Here is a 16,973-nt window from a genome sequence, read left to right as displayed (position 1 = left end):
GACTGCGGGAATGGATGACAAGGCGCTCGACCGGCTGGCGGCAGGGAAATATCTGCTGATCACCAGCTATCGGAAGAACGGGACCGGTGTCGCCACCCCCGTGTGGGTGGTGCGGGACGGGGACGCGCTGGGGGCCTGGTCCGTCGTGGACTCCTGGAAGGTGAAGCGGATCCGCGCCCGCGGCGACGTCCTCGTCGGCCCCTGCGACGTCCGCGGCAACCCGACCGGCGAGCAGGTCCCGGCGACCGCCGAGATCTGCGACCCGCAGACCACGGCCCGCTACCGCACGCTCCTCGCCCGCAAATACGGCGTCACGGGCCGCCTCACGCTCTTCGGCAGCCGGCTGCGGCGGGGCCTGGACGGAACCGTCGGGATCCGCATCACGCTGTGAGCACGAAGGACACGGGGGCACGGACCGTACGGTCCGTGCCCCCGTTCCGCTGTGGAGCGGCGGTTCGGCGCGCTGCTACTGCGCGTCCACGACGGTCCCCGTCAGCACCGGCCGGCCCGGCAGCGGATCGGAGTTCAGGTCGGTCGGCACGAGGCTCAGCGACTCGGCCGGCTCGGTCACCTGGTCCCGCACCGTCGGCACCGAGAAGTCGATGCTCGTCTCCCCGGCCGGGACGTCCATCCACAGCCACACGAACGCGTCCGACAGGGGACGCTCCGGGTCGGCCTCCTCACCGGTGTTGTCCAGCAGCCACTGCGGGTCCACGTCCTTGGTGGACAGCTCAGGGCCCTCGGCGACCGGCACGATCCGGACCAGCTGCAGGACGTCCGTGGCGGCGACCTCGGAGAGGGAGATCCGCCAGGTCAGCGACTCGCCCTCGGTCACCCGGTCGGCGACGGGCGTGATGGTCGCCGTCGGCTCCGGGTCGTCGTTCTCCGCCGTCACCCCGCCCCGGTAGGAGCCGACGACCGCGCCGCGCACGGCCTTCGCGAGGAGGTCGTGCTGCTTGTCGTAGCTGAAGAGGGTGTCGCCCTTCACCTCGACCGGCACGTCGATCGGGGTGCTGCCGGCCCGCACCGGGACCACCTTCTCCTCGGCCTCGCCGGTGTCCTGGTCGACGACGTAGAAGCGGACCGTGCCGCTGCCGTGTCCGGACACCTTGACCGGGATGTGGTAGGTGGCGGTGCCGGAGTCGCCTTCCTTGACCGTGACCCGGCCGATGTCGACGCGCGGCAGCGCCGCCGCCCGCACCGCGGGTGTGCCGGGGGACCAGCCCCAGGCGTCCATGAACCAGGCCTGCCCGGAACCTGAACGCGGGGTCAGGTCAAGGGACTTGATGTGCTTGAGGTCGAGTCCGGCGCGGGTGGCGGCGGTCAGCGGGACGCGCAGCTCGCGGGCCCAGTAGGAGGCGGTGAGGTCGGAGCCCGGCAGCCCGTCGACCTCGACCCGGCCCAGCGCGGCGCGGCGGCCGGCGGAGTCGGTCACGGACACGTCCAGCGCGGTGCCGGTGGTGTTCGGCGGTACGAACACGCGCAGCGCCAGGCTCTTGGCGCCGGCGAGGGAGACGGGTGCGGTGGAGGTGATCCTCGTCGGGGCGCCCGGCGCGGACCACCGCATGGCCACCGCGCTCTTGCCGCTGTCCTTCTCCAGGTCCCACCAGCCGAAGTGCGGGGACCGTCCCAGGGCGTCGGCGCCCAGGCAGGCCCTGTCCGGGTCGGGGTCCGCCCAGCACACCCGGCCGCCGGTCACCGTGACCCCGCCGTCGGGCACGAAACCGCCCGTGCGACGGGCGCCGACCGCGTGCGTCAGGACGCGGGCCGGGTCGGCGGAGGGGGCGCGCGTGCCGGTGCCGTCGAGCAGCGGGCGCACCCGGTCGTCACCGGCGACGAACAGCCGGGCCGCGGCGGCGATGTAGGTCGCGCCGGCCTGGTGCTGCTGGTCGGCGGTCAGCCGGGTCGCCGCGCCCTTCGAACAGACCTGGTCCGGCTGGTCCGGGTCGTCGTAGAAGTCGTCCCAGGCCGGGGCCTCGGACTGGCCCGGGGTCCACTCGCTGTTGAAGAAGTTGTGGTTGGCGCCGACCACGTACACCGCGCTGTGCAGCGCCGTCCCGTTGCCGATGCCGCGCGTCCCGTCGAGGTAGGTCTCGCCCTCGAGGTCGGAGACGTCGCCGTCGCAGCCGGGCAGGATCGTCGCCGAAGGCACGTCGGCGACCGGATTCTGGCCGAAGACGGTCGGTCCGACGAGCACGGTGCCGCGGATCTTCCAGCGGACCGGGCCCCGGTAGCCGTCCTGGTCGGCGGGAGCCGGGTAGAGGCTGTCCAGGGCGGCCCGGTTGACGCCCTCGCCGCCGCGCGAGTGCCCCACGAGCAGGACACGCGAGAGGTCGGCCTTCGTCGCGTCGGGCACCCCGGCCGGGGCGGTGCTCGGGTGGGCGGACCAGTCGGCCCACTTGGCGAGGTGGTTGCGGACCAGGGAGGAGCGGCCCTGTGCGCCCGCGTCCTCGGCCAGGTAGTCCTGGCCGTTGATGCCGTTGGCCGAGATCGACACCGTGACATAGCCCTGGGAGGCCAGCAGTTGCTGGTCCTTCAGATAGCCCTTGTAGCTGGGGATCTCCTTGGTGCCGGCCGGGCAGGGCCACTGACCGGTCACGTCGTCCTCGGCCCCCGGCTTGTAGCAGGTGGAGTGGCGGCCGTGCAGGAACAGCGCGAGCGGCCGCTTGCCGGTGGCTCCCTCGGGCGCGACCACCACGGCCTGCATCTCGACCGGCTCGGCGTAGCCCGGCAGCCGTATCGGGTCGAGGTCGTACTCGCCGGTGGTGGTGCGGTACGAGCCCGGCTTGCCGGGGTCGACGGAGTTGGCCGGGGACTGCGCAGCCGAGGCCGGGGGTTGCTCGGACTTCAGCGAACGCCGCTCACCCGTGGCGGAGTCGTCGCCGGCCGCGTCCAGACGCCGTCCGCTCGCCCGTACTTGCAGGTCCTTCAGCGGGGCGTCGCCGGCGTCGGCGAGGGAGAGCCGGAACGTCTGTCCGTCCTTCCCCGGCTTCGGTACGCCGAGCAGCCGGTCGCCCGCATGGAACTCCACGCGGGCGTCGCCCATGGGCACGGGGGTGGGCGACCGCCACACCAGCTCACGTGCCGCGCCCGCTCCGTCGACCTGCCACCCCGGGGGCAGCCCGCTGTCGGCGGAGGCGGTCAACGGCATTGTCTCGGAAGGCTGTCGGGCTTGTGCCAGTCCCGGTGTTCCCGCCAGGGCCGCGAGCGCGGCCACGGCGGTGACACCTATTCGCCGGGCACGGATCAAGGTCCACTCCTCAATACTCGGAGCGCGGGAGCCCCCTCCGTCCCGGGAGCCCCTCGCACCCCGAAGGAAGCGAAACGGGATCTGTGGGTTGCCTGTGTCGCTCGGCCCTGCCCGGGGAGGACAAGAAACCGGTCACGGGGACTGACCGCACGGCTCCGGGGAAGGGCCCACCCCATGAGCCCGACTCCCCCTCTCCGTACGGCAGTCGTCGGTACCGGACACCGCGCCCAGACCTTCACCCGGGACCTCGCCGCCCGCCCCGGCCACCGGGTCGCCGCCCTCTGCGATCCGAGCCGCACCCGAATGGCCTTCCACAACCGGCTTCTCGCCCGGGCCGGGGAGCCGCCCGCCGCCGAATGGCAGCCGGAGCACTTCGCCGACCGACTCGTGAAGGAGGGCATCGACCAGGTCGTCGTCACCACCGTCGACGCCGAGCACGACCGTTACATCGTGCCCGCGCTGCGGGCGGGCTGCCGCGTGGTGACGGAGAAGCCGATGACCGTCGACGCGGTCCGCTGCGCCCGCATCCTGGACGCCGTCCGCGAGACCGGGAACTCCCTCACCGTCGCCTTCAACTACCGCTTCAACCCCGTCCACGAGCGGGTGCGGGGGCTGCTCGCCGAGGGCGCGGTCGGGGAGATCCTCTCCGTCCACTTCGAATGGCTGCTCGACACCCGGCACGGCGCGGACTACTTCCGCCGCTGGCACCGGGAGAAGCGGTACAGCGGCGGGCTGCTGGTGCACAAGGCGTCGCACCACTTCGACCTCGTCAACTGGTGGCTCGGCGACGCGCCGGAGGAGGTCTTCGGCTACGGCCGCCTCGCCTTCTACGGCCCCCGGGCCGGCGCCCGCCACGGTCTGCGCCGGCCGTACGACCGCGCCCACGGCGCCGAGGCGGCCGCCGACGACCCCTTCGCGCTGGACCTCGCGGCCGACGACACCCTGCGGGCGCTCTACCTCGACGCGGAGCGGGACGACGGCTACCACCGCGACCGCAACGTCTTCGGCGGGCCCGTCACCATCGAGGACGACATGGCCGTCCTGGTGCGTTACACCCGGGGCGCCACGATGACCTACCACCTCACCGCATACTCCCCGTGGGAGGGCTACCGGGTGATGGTGAACGGCAGCGCCGGACGCCTGGAGCTGGAGGTCGAGGAGAGCCGCTGGCAGTCGCCCCGCCCCCGGACCGTCTGCGACACCGGCGCGCCGCACGAGGGCGGCGTCCGGCTGACGCTGCGCCCCCTGTGGCGGCCGCCGGCCGACATCCCGGTGGAGACACGGCACGACGCGCACGGCGGCGGAGACGCCCGGATGCTGGACGCGCTGTTCGCCACCGACAGGACCGGCGCTGCGAACACCGCCACCGCCACCGCCACCGAACGGGACGGCGCGCTCGCCCTCGGCGCAGGACTCGCCGCGAACCGCTGCTTCGACACCGGACGCCCCGTCCGGATCGCCGACCTGCTGCCCGGCCTCGGCCCGACCGGTTCAGTGCCGGTTCCCGATCCGCCGCCGTCGACCGCGTAGGCGGTGTCTAGGGGGCTTCTGATGGATCTCCGTGGGAGAAGGAGCGGCGTTCGGTGCGTGCTCTCGGTGTGCCGGGCGTCGCGACGCCGCGGAGATCCATCAGAAGCCCCCTAGTGCCAGGCGCGGAACGGCTCGTCGAGGAGTTGGAAGACCGGCTCGCCGCGTACCGGGTCCTTGACCGTGGAGAGCCGGACGCGGTCGCCGCTGTGGATGCCGATGAGCGGGCCCATGACCCGGCCGCGTACGACGAACCCCTCGGCCATCTCGACGAGGGAGACGTTGCGCGCGCCGGGGGTGTTGCGGTTGACCACCGTGGCGTGGCGCACCGTGCCGGTGCCCTCGCTGCGCTCGGTGCGCAGGTCGCTGCCCTGGCACACCGGGCACAGGAGCCGGTGGTACATGGCGGTGGCGCACCACGTGCAGCGCTGGAAGAGGATCGTGTCGCCGTCGGCGCTCATGCGGTCGAGGACGCCCGCAGCGGAGCCGGCGACCTGCTGAACGGCGTTTCCTGAGTAGTGGTACACGCGGGTCAACTCCCTGCACTCGGCCGGAATCCGCGTGCGCGGCTCACCCGTGCACGCACGTGCCCGGTTCGCCGTGCCACCGTGCACGCCCACAGGGTATGGCACTCAGTGCCAACGGTAAAGGTACTGCGTACCCCTAAATCCGAAGTCAGGGGTCGGTCCCGCTCCTGGGTCCCGCCCATGGGTCCCGCGTCAGTCCCGCCCGAGGGTCGTCTCGATCTCCTGGACCACCCGCCACAGGGGCGCGCCGCGCCGGGAGACCACCACGACGACGTCCTCCGGCCGCCCGCCGACGAGCGTCTCCGGGGCCGGTTGCGGGGCCGGCGCCGGACCTGTGCCGAACGCCGACTGCACGTAGCGCAGCGCGTGGTCCACGGTCGCGGTCGCCTCGCCCTGGCCGTCCGAACGCAGCCAGGAGCGCAGCGCGTTGTTGTGGGCGGCGACCACCGCGGCCGCGATCACGTCGGCCTGGAGGGTGCCGTCGGGCCGGCCGGCGAAACGGCTGCGCAGATACTCGGCGAGGGCGCGTTCGTAGCGCCAGACCACCGAGAGCTCGTAGGCGCGCAGCCCGGGCACCTGTTTGGTGAGCCGGTAGCGCTGCACGGAGAAGGAGGGGTTCTCCGCGTACATGAGCAGCACGAGCCGGGCCGCGTCGCAGACGCGTCGCACCGGCTCGTGCTCTTTCCCGCTCGCCGTGAGGAACGCGGTCATGTCGGCCAGGCACCGCTCGTGGTCGGGGAAGACCACGTCCTCCTTGGAGGGGAAGTAGCGGAAGAAGGACCGTCGGCCGACCCCGGCGAGGGCCACGATGTCGTCGACGGTGGTCTGCTCGTAGCCCCGCTCCAGGAACAGCCGGAAGGCCGCCGCGACCAGGGCGTCCCGCATGGGCGGCTTGGCCTCCGCCTTGTGAGTGGTGCTCATGGACGGGAACGTAACACCTGAGCGCCACCCATGGCACTCAGTTCCCTCGGCGGGGAACCGAGTGCCCGAAAACCGTTTGCCAGGGGAAACGTGCGGACGTCAGATCCGCTCCGCCGCCTCCACCACGTTCGTCAGCAGCATCGCCCGGGTCATGGGCCCGACCCCGCCGATCGGCGGCGCGAAGGAACCGGCGACATCGCTCACGTCCGGGTGGACGTCGCCGAGGATGCCCTCGACCGTGCGGGTCAGGCCCACGGACAGCACCGTCGCACCCGGCTTGATCCAGTCCGGCCGGACCAGGTGGGCCACGCCGGCCGCGGCCACCACCACGTCCGCCTCGCGGGCGTGCGCGGCGGTGTCCTGGGTGGCCTCGTGGCACAGGGTCACCGTGGCGTGCTCGGTGCTGCGGGTCAGCATCAGGCCCAGCGGCCGGCCGACGGTGACCCCGCAGCCGATGACGCAGAACTGCTGGCCCGTGATCGGCACGAGGTTGCGGCGCAGCAGGTCGATGATGCCGCGCGGGGTGCAGGGCAGCGGGCCCGGGATGCCCAGCACCAGGCGACCCAGGTTGGTCGGGTGGAGGCCGTCGGCGTCCTTGACCGGGTCGATCAGCTCCAGCACGGCATGGGTGTCGATGTGCGCGGGGAGCGGGAGCTGCACGATGAAGCCGGTGCACGCCGGATCGGCGTTGAGCCGCAGCACCGCTGCCTCGACATCGGCCTGGGAGGCGTCGGCGGGCAGTTCCACGCGGATCGAGGCGATGCCGACCTGCGCGCAGTCGCGGTGCTTGCCGCCCACGTAGGAACGGCTGCCCGCGTCGTCGCCGACGAGGATCGTGCCGAGTCCCGGGGCGACGCCGCGCTCCTTCAACGCCTGGACGCGGAGGGCGAGTTCGCTCTTGATGTCGGCTGCGGCGGCCTTGCCGTCGAGGAGGGTTGCGGTGGTCACGGGAGTCGACGAGCCCTTCGGGAGAAAACGGCGGTCCTGTCATCGTACGACCCGCTCGTCCGCCGCCGCCCAGGAGTCCCGCCCGTCGCGGCCGTCCCACCTGGGACCACCCGGGACCACCCGGGACCGCCGGAGACCGCCGGAGACCGCCCGGGGCCGCCCCGGGCCGCCGTGCCCGCCTGACGTAACCTTTCGGCACCGCTCCCCAGGCAGCTCACCAGGAGACTCCATGCCCGCCGCCGTCCGCCCTCGTCTTCTCTATGTCACGGACCTGGCCTACGAGGCCCGCGGGCGACGCTACTGCGACGAGGACGTCTTCCTCACCTCCCGGCTGCGCGCCCACTTCGACCTCGCCCTGTGCCATCCGCTGGACGCGGCCGAGCTCATGGAACACTTCGACGGCGTCGTCGTCCGCAACAGCGGCCCGGTCCTGGGCTACCGGAAGGAGTACGAGGCCTTCCGGGAGCGCGCCCTCCGGGACGGCGTGCGCGTCTACAACCCCCTCACCGGACGCGCCGACATGGCCGGCAAGCAGTACCTCCTCGACCTGAGCGCCGCGGGCTTCCCGGTCGTCCCCACCGTCGACCGCCCCGAGGACCTGCACCGGCTGCCCGAGGCCGACCGGTACGTCGTCAAGCCCAAGCTGGGCGCGGACTCCATAGGCCTGCGGATCGTCACGGCCGACGCCCTGCCCGCCCTGGCCGACGGCTCCGTCCTCGTCCAGCCGTGCGTCGACTTCGTCCACGAGGTGTCCTTCTACTACGTCGACCACGACTTCCAGTACGCCCTCTACGCTCCGCACCCCGAGCGCCGCTGGGAGCTGCAGCCGTACCGGCCCACCGCGCGGGACCTGGAGTTCGCCCATCGCTTCGTCGACTGGAACAGCCTTGAGCACGGCATCCAGCGCGTCGACGCCTGCCGCGCCCCCGACGGCGAACTGCTGCTGATGGAGCTGGAGGACCTCAACCCGTATCTGTCCCTGGACGCCCTCGACGACGCCGGACGGGACGCCTTCGTCGCCGCGACGGCCCGTTCCCTGCACCGCTTCCTCGGCGGCTGAACCCGGCCGCCGGTCCGCACGTATCTCTCCCGGGGGACCGACGGGAGGGAGACGAGCGTGCCGACACCGGAGGAACCCGGAAAGCCGCACGAACGCCCGGTCCTGGAACCCATCCGGGTACTGCGACCGCGCAACACCGACGCCCTCGCGGAGCTGTTCCGCGAGATGACCGAGGACGCCACCGGCAGCTACGAGGCCGTGCCGCTGCCGAAGGAGCCGCTCGGCAACGAGGACGTGACCCGGCAACTGCCGCCTGTGACGGACCGCGTCAGGAACCTGCGGCGGGAACGCCGTCCACGCTCCGGACGAGCCTCCGGGCCGCCGCGCGCCGCCGTGGCCGCGGTCGCCGTGCTCGGGGCGGCGCTCGTCGGCTTCGCCTGCGCCCTGCTGCTGCCCGGCCGGGGCAACGAGGCCGCCGCGCAGACCCAGCCGTCCACGCCCGCGCCCACCCCGACCGTGACCGCCACGGCGGCCGGGTCCGTCGACCCCGACGGAGCCGGCACGCTCCGGGAGGGCGACAGCGGCCCCGAGGTCACCGACCTCCAGCAGCGCCTGCTGCGGATCCCGAACGTGTACGACAACGGCCCCACCGACGGCCGTTACGACACCGTGCTCACCGAGGCCGTGGCGCGCTTCCAGCTCTGGTACGGCATCCGCGGCGACGAGACCGGCGTCTACGGCGACGACACCCGCCGCGACCTGGAGTCCCGCACCGCCTCGGGCGCCTGACGGGCCCCCGGACGGGCTCTAACGTCCGGGGTTCTGGTCCACCAGGGCCTGGGTGACCGCGCGGACGCTGCGGGCGATGTGCTGCAACTGCATGACCTCGGCCGCGTACATCTTGATCGTGTGCTCGATGACCGACTCCGGCAGGCCGAGCCGGGGCAGGTCGGCGCGGGCGGTCTGCAGCGCGGTGCGGGCCACCCGGACCTCGTTCTGGACCTGGATCTGCGCGTGCCGGGCGAGCAGCACCGGGTGGCGCAGCAGGGCCGGGTAGCTCGCGTAGCGCGCGGGGACCAGCTCGCGCAGCCACTTGGCGGCCGAGCGCTCCCAGTCGTAGCTGCCGGGAGTCTTGACCTGGCACGGCCAGTCCGAGCTGATGCGCGTCGTCGTCAGGGTCATGATCATCGCTTCCGGGTCTATTGCGTCGTGACGGTGGTCCGACGGTTCGGGGCGGCCCCGGTCCAGGGGGTGACCGGGGCCGCCGCCACGGGCGCTCGCGCAAGCGATGCCCCGAACACCCTGGGGCGCCGACGCGGGTAGGGGACGGCGGCTTCGGGTGCCCGTACAGGAGCCCTTCGCGGGCGGTGCGGCCGTGAGCAGTATTTATATATGCCTTCCGCTTTGCAAGGCGTATGAAAACATTCATACGTGAAATACCCGCAATGATCCCTTTGGTCTTTTCTGCGGAGGGGGGTGGGGGCTTCTGCGGACGGTGAGCGGGCGGGTCACTCCCGGAGGAAGAACTGGTGCTGCTCGGCGATCTGCTCGTACTCCTCGAGCCGCGCCTGGGTGCGTTCGGGGCCCGCGTCGCTCATGGCCTGGAGCAGCGCCGCGGCCATCACGCCGGGGGCGGCGTAGGAGTCGAAGACCAGGCGGGAGCCGGTGCCGCTGGCGAAGGTGGCGTCCGCCTCGTCGGCCACCGGCCCCAGCGCCAGGTCGGTGATCAGCGCGACCTTGAGACCGGCGCTGCGCGCGACCCGCACGGCCGTCAGCGTCTCCTGCGCGTGCCGGGGCATCGAGAACGCCAGCACCCAGGTCCCGCCCGCCTCCCTGGACTGCAGCAGCGCGTCGTAGGCGACGCTGCCGCCCCGGGTCACCAGCCGTACGTCAGGGTGGACCCGGCGGGCGGCGTAGGCGAAGTACTCGGCGAGCGAGGCGGAGATGCGCAGCCCCAGGATGGTCAGCGGCGTCGACTGCGACAACTGGCGGCCGACGTCGATGACCCGGTCCGGGTCGGCGAAGTCGCGCCGCAGGTTCTCCAGGTTCTCGATCTCCGCGTCGACCGCCGCCTGGAGTTCGTTGCTCCGGTTCACCTCCGCCGCCGCGGGGCCGCCGGCGGCCAGGGTGCCCAGCGCGATCGACTGGAGCCTCTCCCGCAGCGCGGGATACCCGCTGAAGCCGACCGCCGCGGCGAACCGGGTCACCGACGGCTGGCTGACGCCGACCCGTTCCGCGAGGTCGGTGATCGAAAGGAACGCGGCCTCGGTGATGTGCTCGATCAGATACTGGGCGATGCGTCGTTGGCCCGGGGACAGATGGGGTCCGTCGAAGAGGGCCCGGAGCCGGGAGGTCGGGGATGCCTCCGTCTCCGGACCGGTTCTGCCCGAGGTGATCGCGGATGCCTGTGCGCGTGCCTGCTGCGGCGATGGCACCGGTGCGCCTCCTTTGTCTTCCACGAAGCTCAACATAGCTCAGGGACCGGGTCGGCCAGGGAGGGCGAAGAGAGCCCCTTCGCCCGCCCGGTGATCGCGGCTTACCGCCGGTACAGCGTGATGGAGTGCCCCACCTCGTCGACCGGGCGGCTGGTGCGCAGCAGCAGCGCCAGTCGGCCCTTCGCCTTGGCGGCGGCGGAGTCCGACACGACCAGCAGTCCGCGCACCTTGCGCACGGGCGCCCGCAGCGGATCGGAGGCGTGGATGCCGTAGTAGGCGGGCTCGCCGCTGCCCTTGTAGACGAGCCACACCCGCTCGCCCCGGTAGCGGGTGTGCAGCCGGCCCGCGAGCCGTCCGAGGTCCTGGCCCCAGTCCACGTTGGAGTCGTGCAGCCGCAGATGCGTCTTCGCGGGCCCGCCGAACGCCTCGTTGGAGTACGGCAGGTAGTACGGGAAGGTGTGCAGCGAGCTGACGGCCACGAACGCCACCAGCACCGTGGCCGCCACCGGCGTCCAGCGCCGGCGCACCGTCAGGACGGAGCCCGCGGCCACCGCCAGGAACATCGGCAGGAAGACGGCGTACCGGGTGCCCAGGTCCCGCGTCCCGGTCATGGCCGCGGCGAGCAGCACGCCGGCCGGCAGGAGCACGTACGGCGCGGCGGGCCGCAGCCGGCGCACCGCGAGCATCGCGACCGCCCCGGCCGTCCACAGGGCGAGCATGCCGAGCGGGGTCTTCACGACCAGCGCGACCGGCAGGTAGTACCAGCGCCCGCCGGAGTACACGTGCCCGAACAGGAAGCCCTGCCACGACCGGTTCTCCAGACCGAACTGGATCCGCATGCCGTCCCGGTACGCCTCCGGGAAGGGCAGCGCCCGCACGAGGAGCCCGTGCAGACCGCGCACGGCGGGCACGTGGGCGGAACTCGGATCCCAGCGCAGCCGGGGATCGACCGCGAGGTACGAGGCCCAGACGACGGCCACGGCGGCCGCCGCCACGACACCGGCCCCCAGCAGGCACCTGCGGACGTCGCGAGGCCGCCGGACCCACACCGTCAGCGCCGCCAGGGCCAGCAGGACGGGGACCGCGGCCAGCGTGCTCATCTTCGTGGCGAGCGCGGCGCCGAGCGCGGCCCCGGCGAGCGGCAGACACAGGGCCGGCCTGCCTCGGCGGGCCCGCCACAGCAGCCAGGCCGACGTCAGCACGAAGCCCGCCGCCGGGACGTCCAGCGTGGCCAGCGAGCCGTGCGCCACGACGTCGGGGGTGAGGGAGTACAGGGCGAGCGCCGTCAGCGCGGCCGCGGGGCCGCCCAGGTCGCGGGCGAAGGCGAACACCACCAGGCCGAACAGCAGCGTCAGCACGATCACCGGCAGCCTGGCCCACAGCATCAGCCGCCAGGGATCGTTGCCCGACTCGTACAACAGGTGCTGCCCCGTCTCCTCCTGACTGCCGGAGAACGCGGGGTCGATGTGCGGGTGGGCGAGGGCCACACCGACCGCGACGGCGAGCTTGCCGAGGGGCGGATGCTCGGGGTTGAGGCGCACGCGGTGCTCGTGCAGGTACTCGGCCGCCGCGGCGACGTACACGGGCTCGTCGATGGTCGGCGTCTCCTGCACCGCGGCGGTGACCATCGCGACGGCCAGCTGCGCGAGCAGGACGACCGCCAGGACCGGGACGAGCAGCGGCAGGCAGCGGCGCAGGCGCAGGCGCAGGGGCCGGCGGGCCGCGCCGGTCGCGCGTCGGGAGCGGTCTCCAGGACCGAGTGCGGTTCGCGCGCCATCATCCGCCCCGCGGTGACACCGGCCGGGCGGTGGCGGGAGCGATCAGGGAGCGGCCTCATGGGCCCACTCTGCATCAGCTCCCGCCACTGGGGGCGTTACCGCTTCAGGAGTCGTACCGACAGACCGTCTGCCGTGTACACGGGTACGGCTCGCAGCGTGTCGGAGTTCAGCTCCACCTCGTCGAACTGGCCGCGCAGCGAGCCGGCGTCGATCACCGGGACGACGGTCCCGGCGACGGCGGGCTGCTCGGCGTCCAGCCGCAGCGACAGCACCGAGCCCTGGCCCAGGGTGACCCGGCCCGAGACGGTGAGCACCGCGCCGTGGTTGCGGCGCAGCGGCAGGTCCAGGGTCGCGCCCTCGGTCTGCGTCCACGCACCGCGCACCCGCACCGGCAGTTCGGCGCGCACGGTGCCGCCGGTGAGCCGCACCTCGCCCTGGCCGAGCGCGTTTGCGTGCCCGGCGACGAGCGTGCCCGCCTCCACCACGGTGGCGCCGTGGTAATTGTTGTGGCCGGTCAGGGTCAGCGTGCCGGAGCCGCGCTTGGTCAGACCGCCCTCGCCGTCGATGTCGTTGCGCCACGCGTCGGCCGCGTGGAAGCCGCCCTTGGACGCGTCCAGGGTGACCGTCACGTCGGAGTCGAACGCGGCGTAACCGTCGGCGGCGGCGAACAGGTTCAGCCGGCCCCACTGCTCGAGGCCGTCCAGCAGCACATAGCCGGAGTCCAGCGCGGTCGTGCGCAGCACCGCGCGGCGCTGCTCGGCGGTCAGGTACGGCTGGCGGGTCTCCAGCAGCACCTCGGCGCCCTTGGGCACGGTGAGCGGCGTCCTGCGGCCCTGGCGCTCCAGGACATAGGTCAGCCGCGGCGTGTTGGCCCGCTCGTTGGCGTCCCGGTCGGCGTACTTGTCCGAGGCGTCGGAGTGCGCGTAGGCGGCCAGGGTGTCGGCGGTGGTGCCGGTCTGCGCGGTGAAGTAGGCCAGGGCCTGGGCGCGGGCGGCCGCCTTGAGGTCGGCGTTGGCCGGATCGGCGAGCGTGGCGGCGGCCAGCGCGGTGGCCATGATGCGGCCGCCGAGGACGTCGACGGTGGAGTGCATGCCGGACATGATCCGGGTGTGGCTGAGCTCCAGGGCGCGAGTCACCAGCTCCTGGAACCGCTCGGGCACCGCGTACGCGAACGCCAGCGCGGCCAGGTGGAAGGCGTTGGTGTGACCGCTCGGGAAACCGCCGTCGTCGACGGGTGAGGTGCTGCGCTGGCGCAGCAGCTGCGGGACCACGACCACCTTGGAGTCGTACACCGGGTAGCCGAGGGCGTCGGTCTTCCCGGTGTCGACGACCTGGCTGTTCTCGTTCATGCGCCACGGACGCGGGTACTGGAAGGCGTACTTGCCCGGGTTGCCCGAGGCGAACGGGCCGCGCACGGTGTCGACGAGCTTGGCGACCTGGCCCAGGTCGGAGGCGTACGAGCCGGCGCCGATCGCGGAACCGGCGGGCGCGTCGGCGGGCACGGCGTCGCTGACGGTGGTCGCGGGGGTGGTGTCCGGCGCGCTGGTGATCGAGGTGACGGCCTTGGCGCCGGCCTTGTACAGCTCCGTCAGCGGACCGAGGGCGGCGATCATCGCGTAGCTCTGGTGCTGGCGGTCGTAGACGAACGCCTCCTTGCCCTGCGCCTCGGTGCGCTTGGAGGTGAGCGCGATGCAGTAGCGCATGTTGGCGCGCAGTATTTCGGGCCGCAGCGGGGTGCCGGTGTTCCAGGCGGAGCCGGTCTTCCACACCTGGGCGAAGCCGCCGAGGATCCGCACCACCGCGTTGGTCTCGGGCGTGAGGTTGGTCGTGAGGTTCGTCTTGTAGTCGTCGACGAACGGGAGGCTCGCGCTGGCCTTGGCGTCGGCGGCGCCCAGCCACGACACCAGCGTCGGGGCGGCGACCAGGGCCGCCGAGCCACCGAAGGAGACCTTCAGAAAGCGCCTTCTGTTCACGGCCTTGTGGGCGGGGGTCCCGGTGGTTGACGGCATGGGAATGCCTCTCTTGAGTTCTACGGCCGAGGGGCCAGAGGGAAGAGGTGCGATCGCTTGTGGCCCGTGGGTCTTCTGACGACCTGTGAGCCGGATGACGCGTACGAGCGAAGATCTACGGCCGGGCTGTGACTCTTCTGCGATGGCCCGGCGACCGGTACATGTCCTGCGGGTGAACGTGAGATCGGCGTCTCACAGGAGGGAACGCGCCAGCAGTGCCCGGGCCAGCGCCACCGCGCCCTCGACCGGCGGCACGGACAGCGGTTGCGGCCGCGCACCCGGTACGGCGGTGTCGAGGGCGACGGTGAACGCCTCGTACAGCGCGGGCTGCCCGAGCACGGTGCCGCCGGCCACGACGACGTCGTCGACCGGGACCCCGCGCGCGGCGAGCCGGGCGACGAGCGCGGCGAGCGCCCGACCGGCCTCGGCGATCACGGACCGGGCGAGCGCGGAGCCCTCGGCGGCGGCCGCGAAGACGACGGGTGCGTGCCGTCCCCACTCGGCGGAGACGTCGGAGGCGGCCTCCAGGGCCGCGCCCAGCGCCGGGACCTCGGGCACGCCGAACGCGGCGACCAGGCCACGGGCCAGGGCGTCGGGTTCCGCCCCGCGGTCGTGGGCCGCCCACACGGCCCGGGCCGCCTCGCGGACCAGACCGGCGGCGCCGCCCTCGTCGCCGAGGACCGCGCCCCAGCCGCCCACCTGGACGGGGTGACCGTCGGGGCCCAGGCCGACCGCGACCGAGCCGGTGCAGGCCACCAGGCCGACGCCCTTCTCCAACCCGGCGGCGGGAACGAGCAGTTCGGCGTCGCCCACGATGTGTGCGGGAACGCCGAGAAGTTCTTGGAGCGCGACGCGGATCCGCGCGCACTGAAGAGGGGTCTCGCAGGCGTGTGCCCCCACGGCGATCGCGGTGGGGCGGCGGCCCGCGGGCAGCGCCTCGTGGAGCAGGTCGGCCAGCCGGCGCGCGGCGGCGGCCGGGTCGTGCGGCCGCCAGCCCGTGCTGGCGCGGACATGGTCGGCGACGACCTCCGCGCCGGCGAGCGCACGCAGATGAGTCTTGGTACCGCCCACGTCGACGCCGACCACGAGGGGGCTCGAAGGGGGAGAGTCCTGCACGGATCCTCTTTCGTCGATGCGCTGACATACGACGGCGGGCGAACCGTGACCTGCGGAAAAGCGAGGTTCGGTGGACTAGGGAAGCCCCGGGACGGGCCTCTGGACGAAACACGGTAGGCGAGTACCGTGAAGTTCGTTAGGAAGTTAACTAACGAAGTACAGTGCGTCAAGAGTAATCGCGCGCTCGACCACCGCAGGGCCCGTCCGGGCCGCCGCGGGGCGGGAACGCGCGACGTCGGTGCATCCCATCGCCGCAGCCCGCCGAGCCGATCGGTCCGGGCGCGCGGCCCTGTACCCGTGTGGGGGAAACTGTGGAACTCGACGTGGCTGAAGCCCCCCGCCTCACCGAGAGCGCCAGTGCGGTGTTCGCGGTGCTGGCCCGGGCCGGCAGCGCGACCCGGCCGCAGCTCGCGAGCATGGCGGGGCTGTCCAAGCCGACGGTGTCCTCCGCCGTGGCGGAGCTGGAGGGCGTCCGGCTCGCCGCGCACTCCGGCACCGTGTCCGGCGGCACCGGCCGTTCCCCCGCCGTATACCGTCTCGGGCCGGCCGCCGGCGCCGTCCTCGCCGTCGACCTGGGGCCCGCCCTCACCCGGGTCCGGGGCTGCGCCCTGGACGGCGCCCTGCTCGCCGAGGCCACCGCCTCCCGCAAGGACGCCGCCGACGCCGTACGCGAGGCGCTCGCCGCGCTGCCCGAGGGCCTTCCGCTGCGCTCCATCGTCGTCGCCGTCGGCGACGTCGCCGAGCGGGACCGGCAGGGCAGCGGCATGCGGCCCGCGACCGCCAAGGCCGGCCCGGTCTTCGACGCCGTGACCGTCGCGCTGCCGCCGGGCGTTCCCGTCCACCTGGAGAACAACGTCAACTGCGCCGCGCTCGCGGAGCTGCACGAGGGCGCCGCCCACGGCCGCCACACCTTCGGCTACCTGCGGATCGGCGTGGGCATCGGCCTCGGCATCGTCGTGGGGGGCCAGGTGCTGCGCGGCTCGAACGGCGCCGCCGGTGAGCTGGCCCGGCTGCCCTATCCGTGGGACGAGGGCCGTGAGCCGCGCCGGGAGGCCCTGGAGGAGTACATCGGCGCCCGTTCCCTGCTGCGCCGGGCCGCGGCGGCCTGGAGCCGCGCGGACGGCCCCTGCCCCCGCACCACCGAGCGGCTCTTCGCGCTCGCCGGCGAGGGCCGGGCCACGGCCCGCGAGGTCGTCGGACGGCATGCCGCGGACGTGGGCCGACTGGCCGCCGCCGTGACCGCCGTGCTGGACCCGGGCCTGATCGTGCTGGGGGGCAGCACGGGCGCGGATCCGCAGCTCCTGCCCGGTGTGCGGGCCGAGCTGGCGCGGCTGAGCTGGCCCACCGAGGTGGTCAGCAGCACGGTGGGGGATTCCGGCACCGTGGCGGGCGCCGCACGGCTCGCGGTCGCCCGGGGAGTCCAAACCGTGACCGAGGCCGCGGGGGCTGAGGATTGACGGCC

General features: G+C 73.2%; 14 protein-coding genes. 5 read left to right on the top strand and 9 right to left on the bottom strand.

Annotated elements, in window-relative coordinates:
* Positions 1-10 precede the first annotated feature (10 nt).
* Positions 11-391: a PPOX class F420-dependent oxidoreductase gene (locus AB0J04_RS10530; protein ID WP_363167971.1), complete on the top strand. Its 381-nt coding sequence runs from the start codon at positions 11-13 to the stop codon at positions 389-391.
* 75 nt (positions 392-466) lie between these two features.
* On the opposite strand, the gene AB0J04_RS10525 is transcribed toward AB0J04_RS10530, so the two are convergent.
* Positions 467-3,250, bottom strand: coding sequence for a hypothetical protein (locus AB0J04_RS10525; RefSeq protein WP_363167970.1), 2,784 nt, complete (start codon positions 3,248-3,250; stop codon positions 467-469).
* Positions 3,251-3,424: 174 nt separating this feature from the next.
* On the opposite strand from AB0J04_RS10525, the gene AB0J04_RS10520 reads away from it, so the two are divergent.
* Positions 3,425-4,780, top strand: a complete 1,356-nt coding sequence (locus AB0J04_RS10520; protein WP_363167969.1) for a Gfo/Idh/MocA family oxidoreductase — start codon at positions 3,425-3,427, stop codon at positions 4,778-4,780.
* Between the two features lie 110 nt (positions 4,781-4,890).
* Here the strand turns inward: AB0J04_RS10520 and AB0J04_RS10515 are convergent, their stop codons facing one another.
* From AB0J04_RS10515 to AB0J04_RS10505, 3 genes are all read right to left on the bottom strand, one after another.
* Complete coding sequence (locus AB0J04_RS10515; protein WP_363167968.1) at positions 4,891-5,304, bottom strand: hypothetical protein; 414 nt, start codon at positions 5,302-5,304, stop codon at positions 4,891-4,893.
* 192 nt (positions 5,305-5,496) lie between these two features.
* On the bottom strand, positions 5,497-6,189 hold the full coding sequence (locus tag AB0J04_RS10510; RefSeq protein WP_363168016.1) for a TetR family transcriptional regulator: 693 nt from the start codon (positions 6,187-6,189) through the stop codon (positions 5,497-5,499).
* A 135-nt stretch (positions 6,190-6,324) separates the two neighbouring features.
* On the bottom strand, positions 6,325-7,173 hold the full coding sequence (locus AB0J04_RS10505; RefSeq protein WP_363167967.1) for a bifunctional methylenetetrahydrofolate dehydrogenase/methenyltetrahydrofolate cyclohydrolase: 849 nt from the start codon (positions 7,171-7,173) through the stop codon (positions 6,325-6,327).
* A gap of 229 nt (positions 7,174-7,402) precedes the next feature.
* On the opposite strand from AB0J04_RS10505, the gene AB0J04_RS10500 reads away from it, so the two are divergent.
* Complete coding sequence (locus AB0J04_RS10500; RefSeq protein ID WP_363167966.1) at positions 7,403-8,233, top strand: hypothetical protein; 831 nt, start codon at positions 7,403-7,405, stop codon at positions 8,231-8,233.
* Between the two features lie 57 nt (positions 8,234-8,290).
* Entirely contained in the window at positions 8,291-8,962 is a 672-nt protein-coding gene (locus AB0J04_RS10495) for a peptidoglycan-binding domain-containing protein (protein WP_363167965.1), read from the top strand.
* Positions 8,963-8,980: 18 nt separating this feature from the next.
* Here AB0J04_RS10495 and AB0J04_RS10490 read toward each other — a convergent pair whose 3' ends face one another.
* The 5 genes from AB0J04_RS10490 to AB0J04_RS10470 all read right to left on the bottom strand — a co-directional run bounded on the left by AB0J04_RS10490 (position 8,981) and on the right by AB0J04_RS10470 (position 15,511).
* Positions 8,981-9,361 carry a hypothetical protein gene (locus tag AB0J04_RS10490; protein WP_363167964.1) on the bottom strand — a complete coding sequence of 127 codons (381 nt, stop codon included), beginning with the start codon at positions 9,359-9,361 and terminating at the stop codon, positions 8,981-8,983.
* Between the two features lie 320 nt (positions 9,362-9,681).
* A complete protein-coding gene (locus tag AB0J04_RS10485; protein ID WP_363167963.1) occupies positions 9,682-10,608 on the bottom strand; it encodes a MurR/RpiR family transcriptional regulator in 927 nt (308 codons plus the stop codon).
* Positions 10,609-10,709: 101 nt separating this feature from the next.
* Positions 10,710-12,236, bottom strand: coding sequence for a phospholipid carrier-dependent glycosyltransferase (locus AB0J04_RS10480; protein ID WP_363167962.1), 1,527 nt, complete (start codon positions 12,234-12,236; stop codon positions 10,710-10,712).
* Between the two features lie 245 nt (positions 12,237-12,481).
* Positions 12,482-14,395: a phosphatase PAP2 family protein gene (locus AB0J04_RS10475; RefSeq protein WP_363167961.1), complete on the bottom strand. Its 1,914-nt coding sequence runs from the start codon at positions 14,393-14,395 to the stop codon at positions 12,482-12,484.
* 192 nt (positions 14,396-14,587) lie between these two features.
* Positions 14,588-15,511: a BadF/BadG/BcrA/BcrD ATPase family protein gene (locus AB0J04_RS10470; protein WP_363167960.1), complete on the bottom strand. Its 924-nt coding sequence runs from the start codon at positions 15,509-15,511 to the stop codon at positions 14,588-14,590.
* Positions 15,512-15,822: 311 nt separating this feature from the next.
* Between AB0J04_RS10470 and AB0J04_RS10465 the strand changes: the two genes are divergently transcribed.
* Positions 15,823-16,968 (top strand): ROK family transcriptional regulator, encoded by a 1,146-nt coding sequence (locus AB0J04_RS10465; RefSeq protein WP_363167959.1) that lies wholly within the window; start codon positions 15,823-15,825, stop codon positions 16,966-16,968.
* Positions 16,969-16,973 lie beyond the last annotated feature (5 nt).

Origin of the sequence: Streptomyces sp. NPDC050263, from assembly GCF_040655955.1 — a bacterium.
Classification (GTDB): domain Bacteria; phylum Actinomycetota; class Actinomycetes; order Streptomycetales; family Streptomycetaceae; genus Streptomyces.
The sequence above is the reverse complement of the archived record's forward strand: the minus strand, read 5'-3'. Positions and strand labels throughout refer to the sequence as shown.

Coding starts and splice junctions, on each gene's coding strand:
- AB0J04_RS10530 (WP_363167971.1), top strand. CDS start 11: ATGGATGACAAGGCGCTCGACCGGCTGGCGGCAGGGAAATATCTGCTG.
- AB0J04_RS10520 (WP_363167969.1), top strand. CDS start 3,425: ATGAGCCCGACTCCCCCTCTCCGTACGGCAGTCGTCGGTACCGGACAC.
- AB0J04_RS10510 (WP_363168016.1), bottom strand. CDS start 6,189: ATGCGGGACGCCCTGGTCGCGGCGGCCTTCCGGCTGTTCCTGGAGCGG.
- AB0J04_RS10500 (WP_363167966.1), top strand. CDS start 7,403: ATGCCCGCCGCCGTCCGCCCTCGTCTTCTCTATGTCACGGACCTGGCC.
- AB0J04_RS10490 (WP_363167964.1), bottom strand. CDS start 9,361: ATGATCATGACCCTGACGACGACGCGCATCAGCTCGGACTGGCCGTGC.
- AB0J04_RS10480 (WP_363167962.1), bottom strand. CDS start 12,236: ATGGTCACCGCCGCGGTGCAGGAGACGCCGACCATCGACGAGCCCGTG.
- AB0J04_RS10475 (WP_363167961.1), bottom strand. CDS start 14,395: ATGCCGTCAACCACCGGGACCCCCGCCCACAAGGCCGTGAACAGAAGG.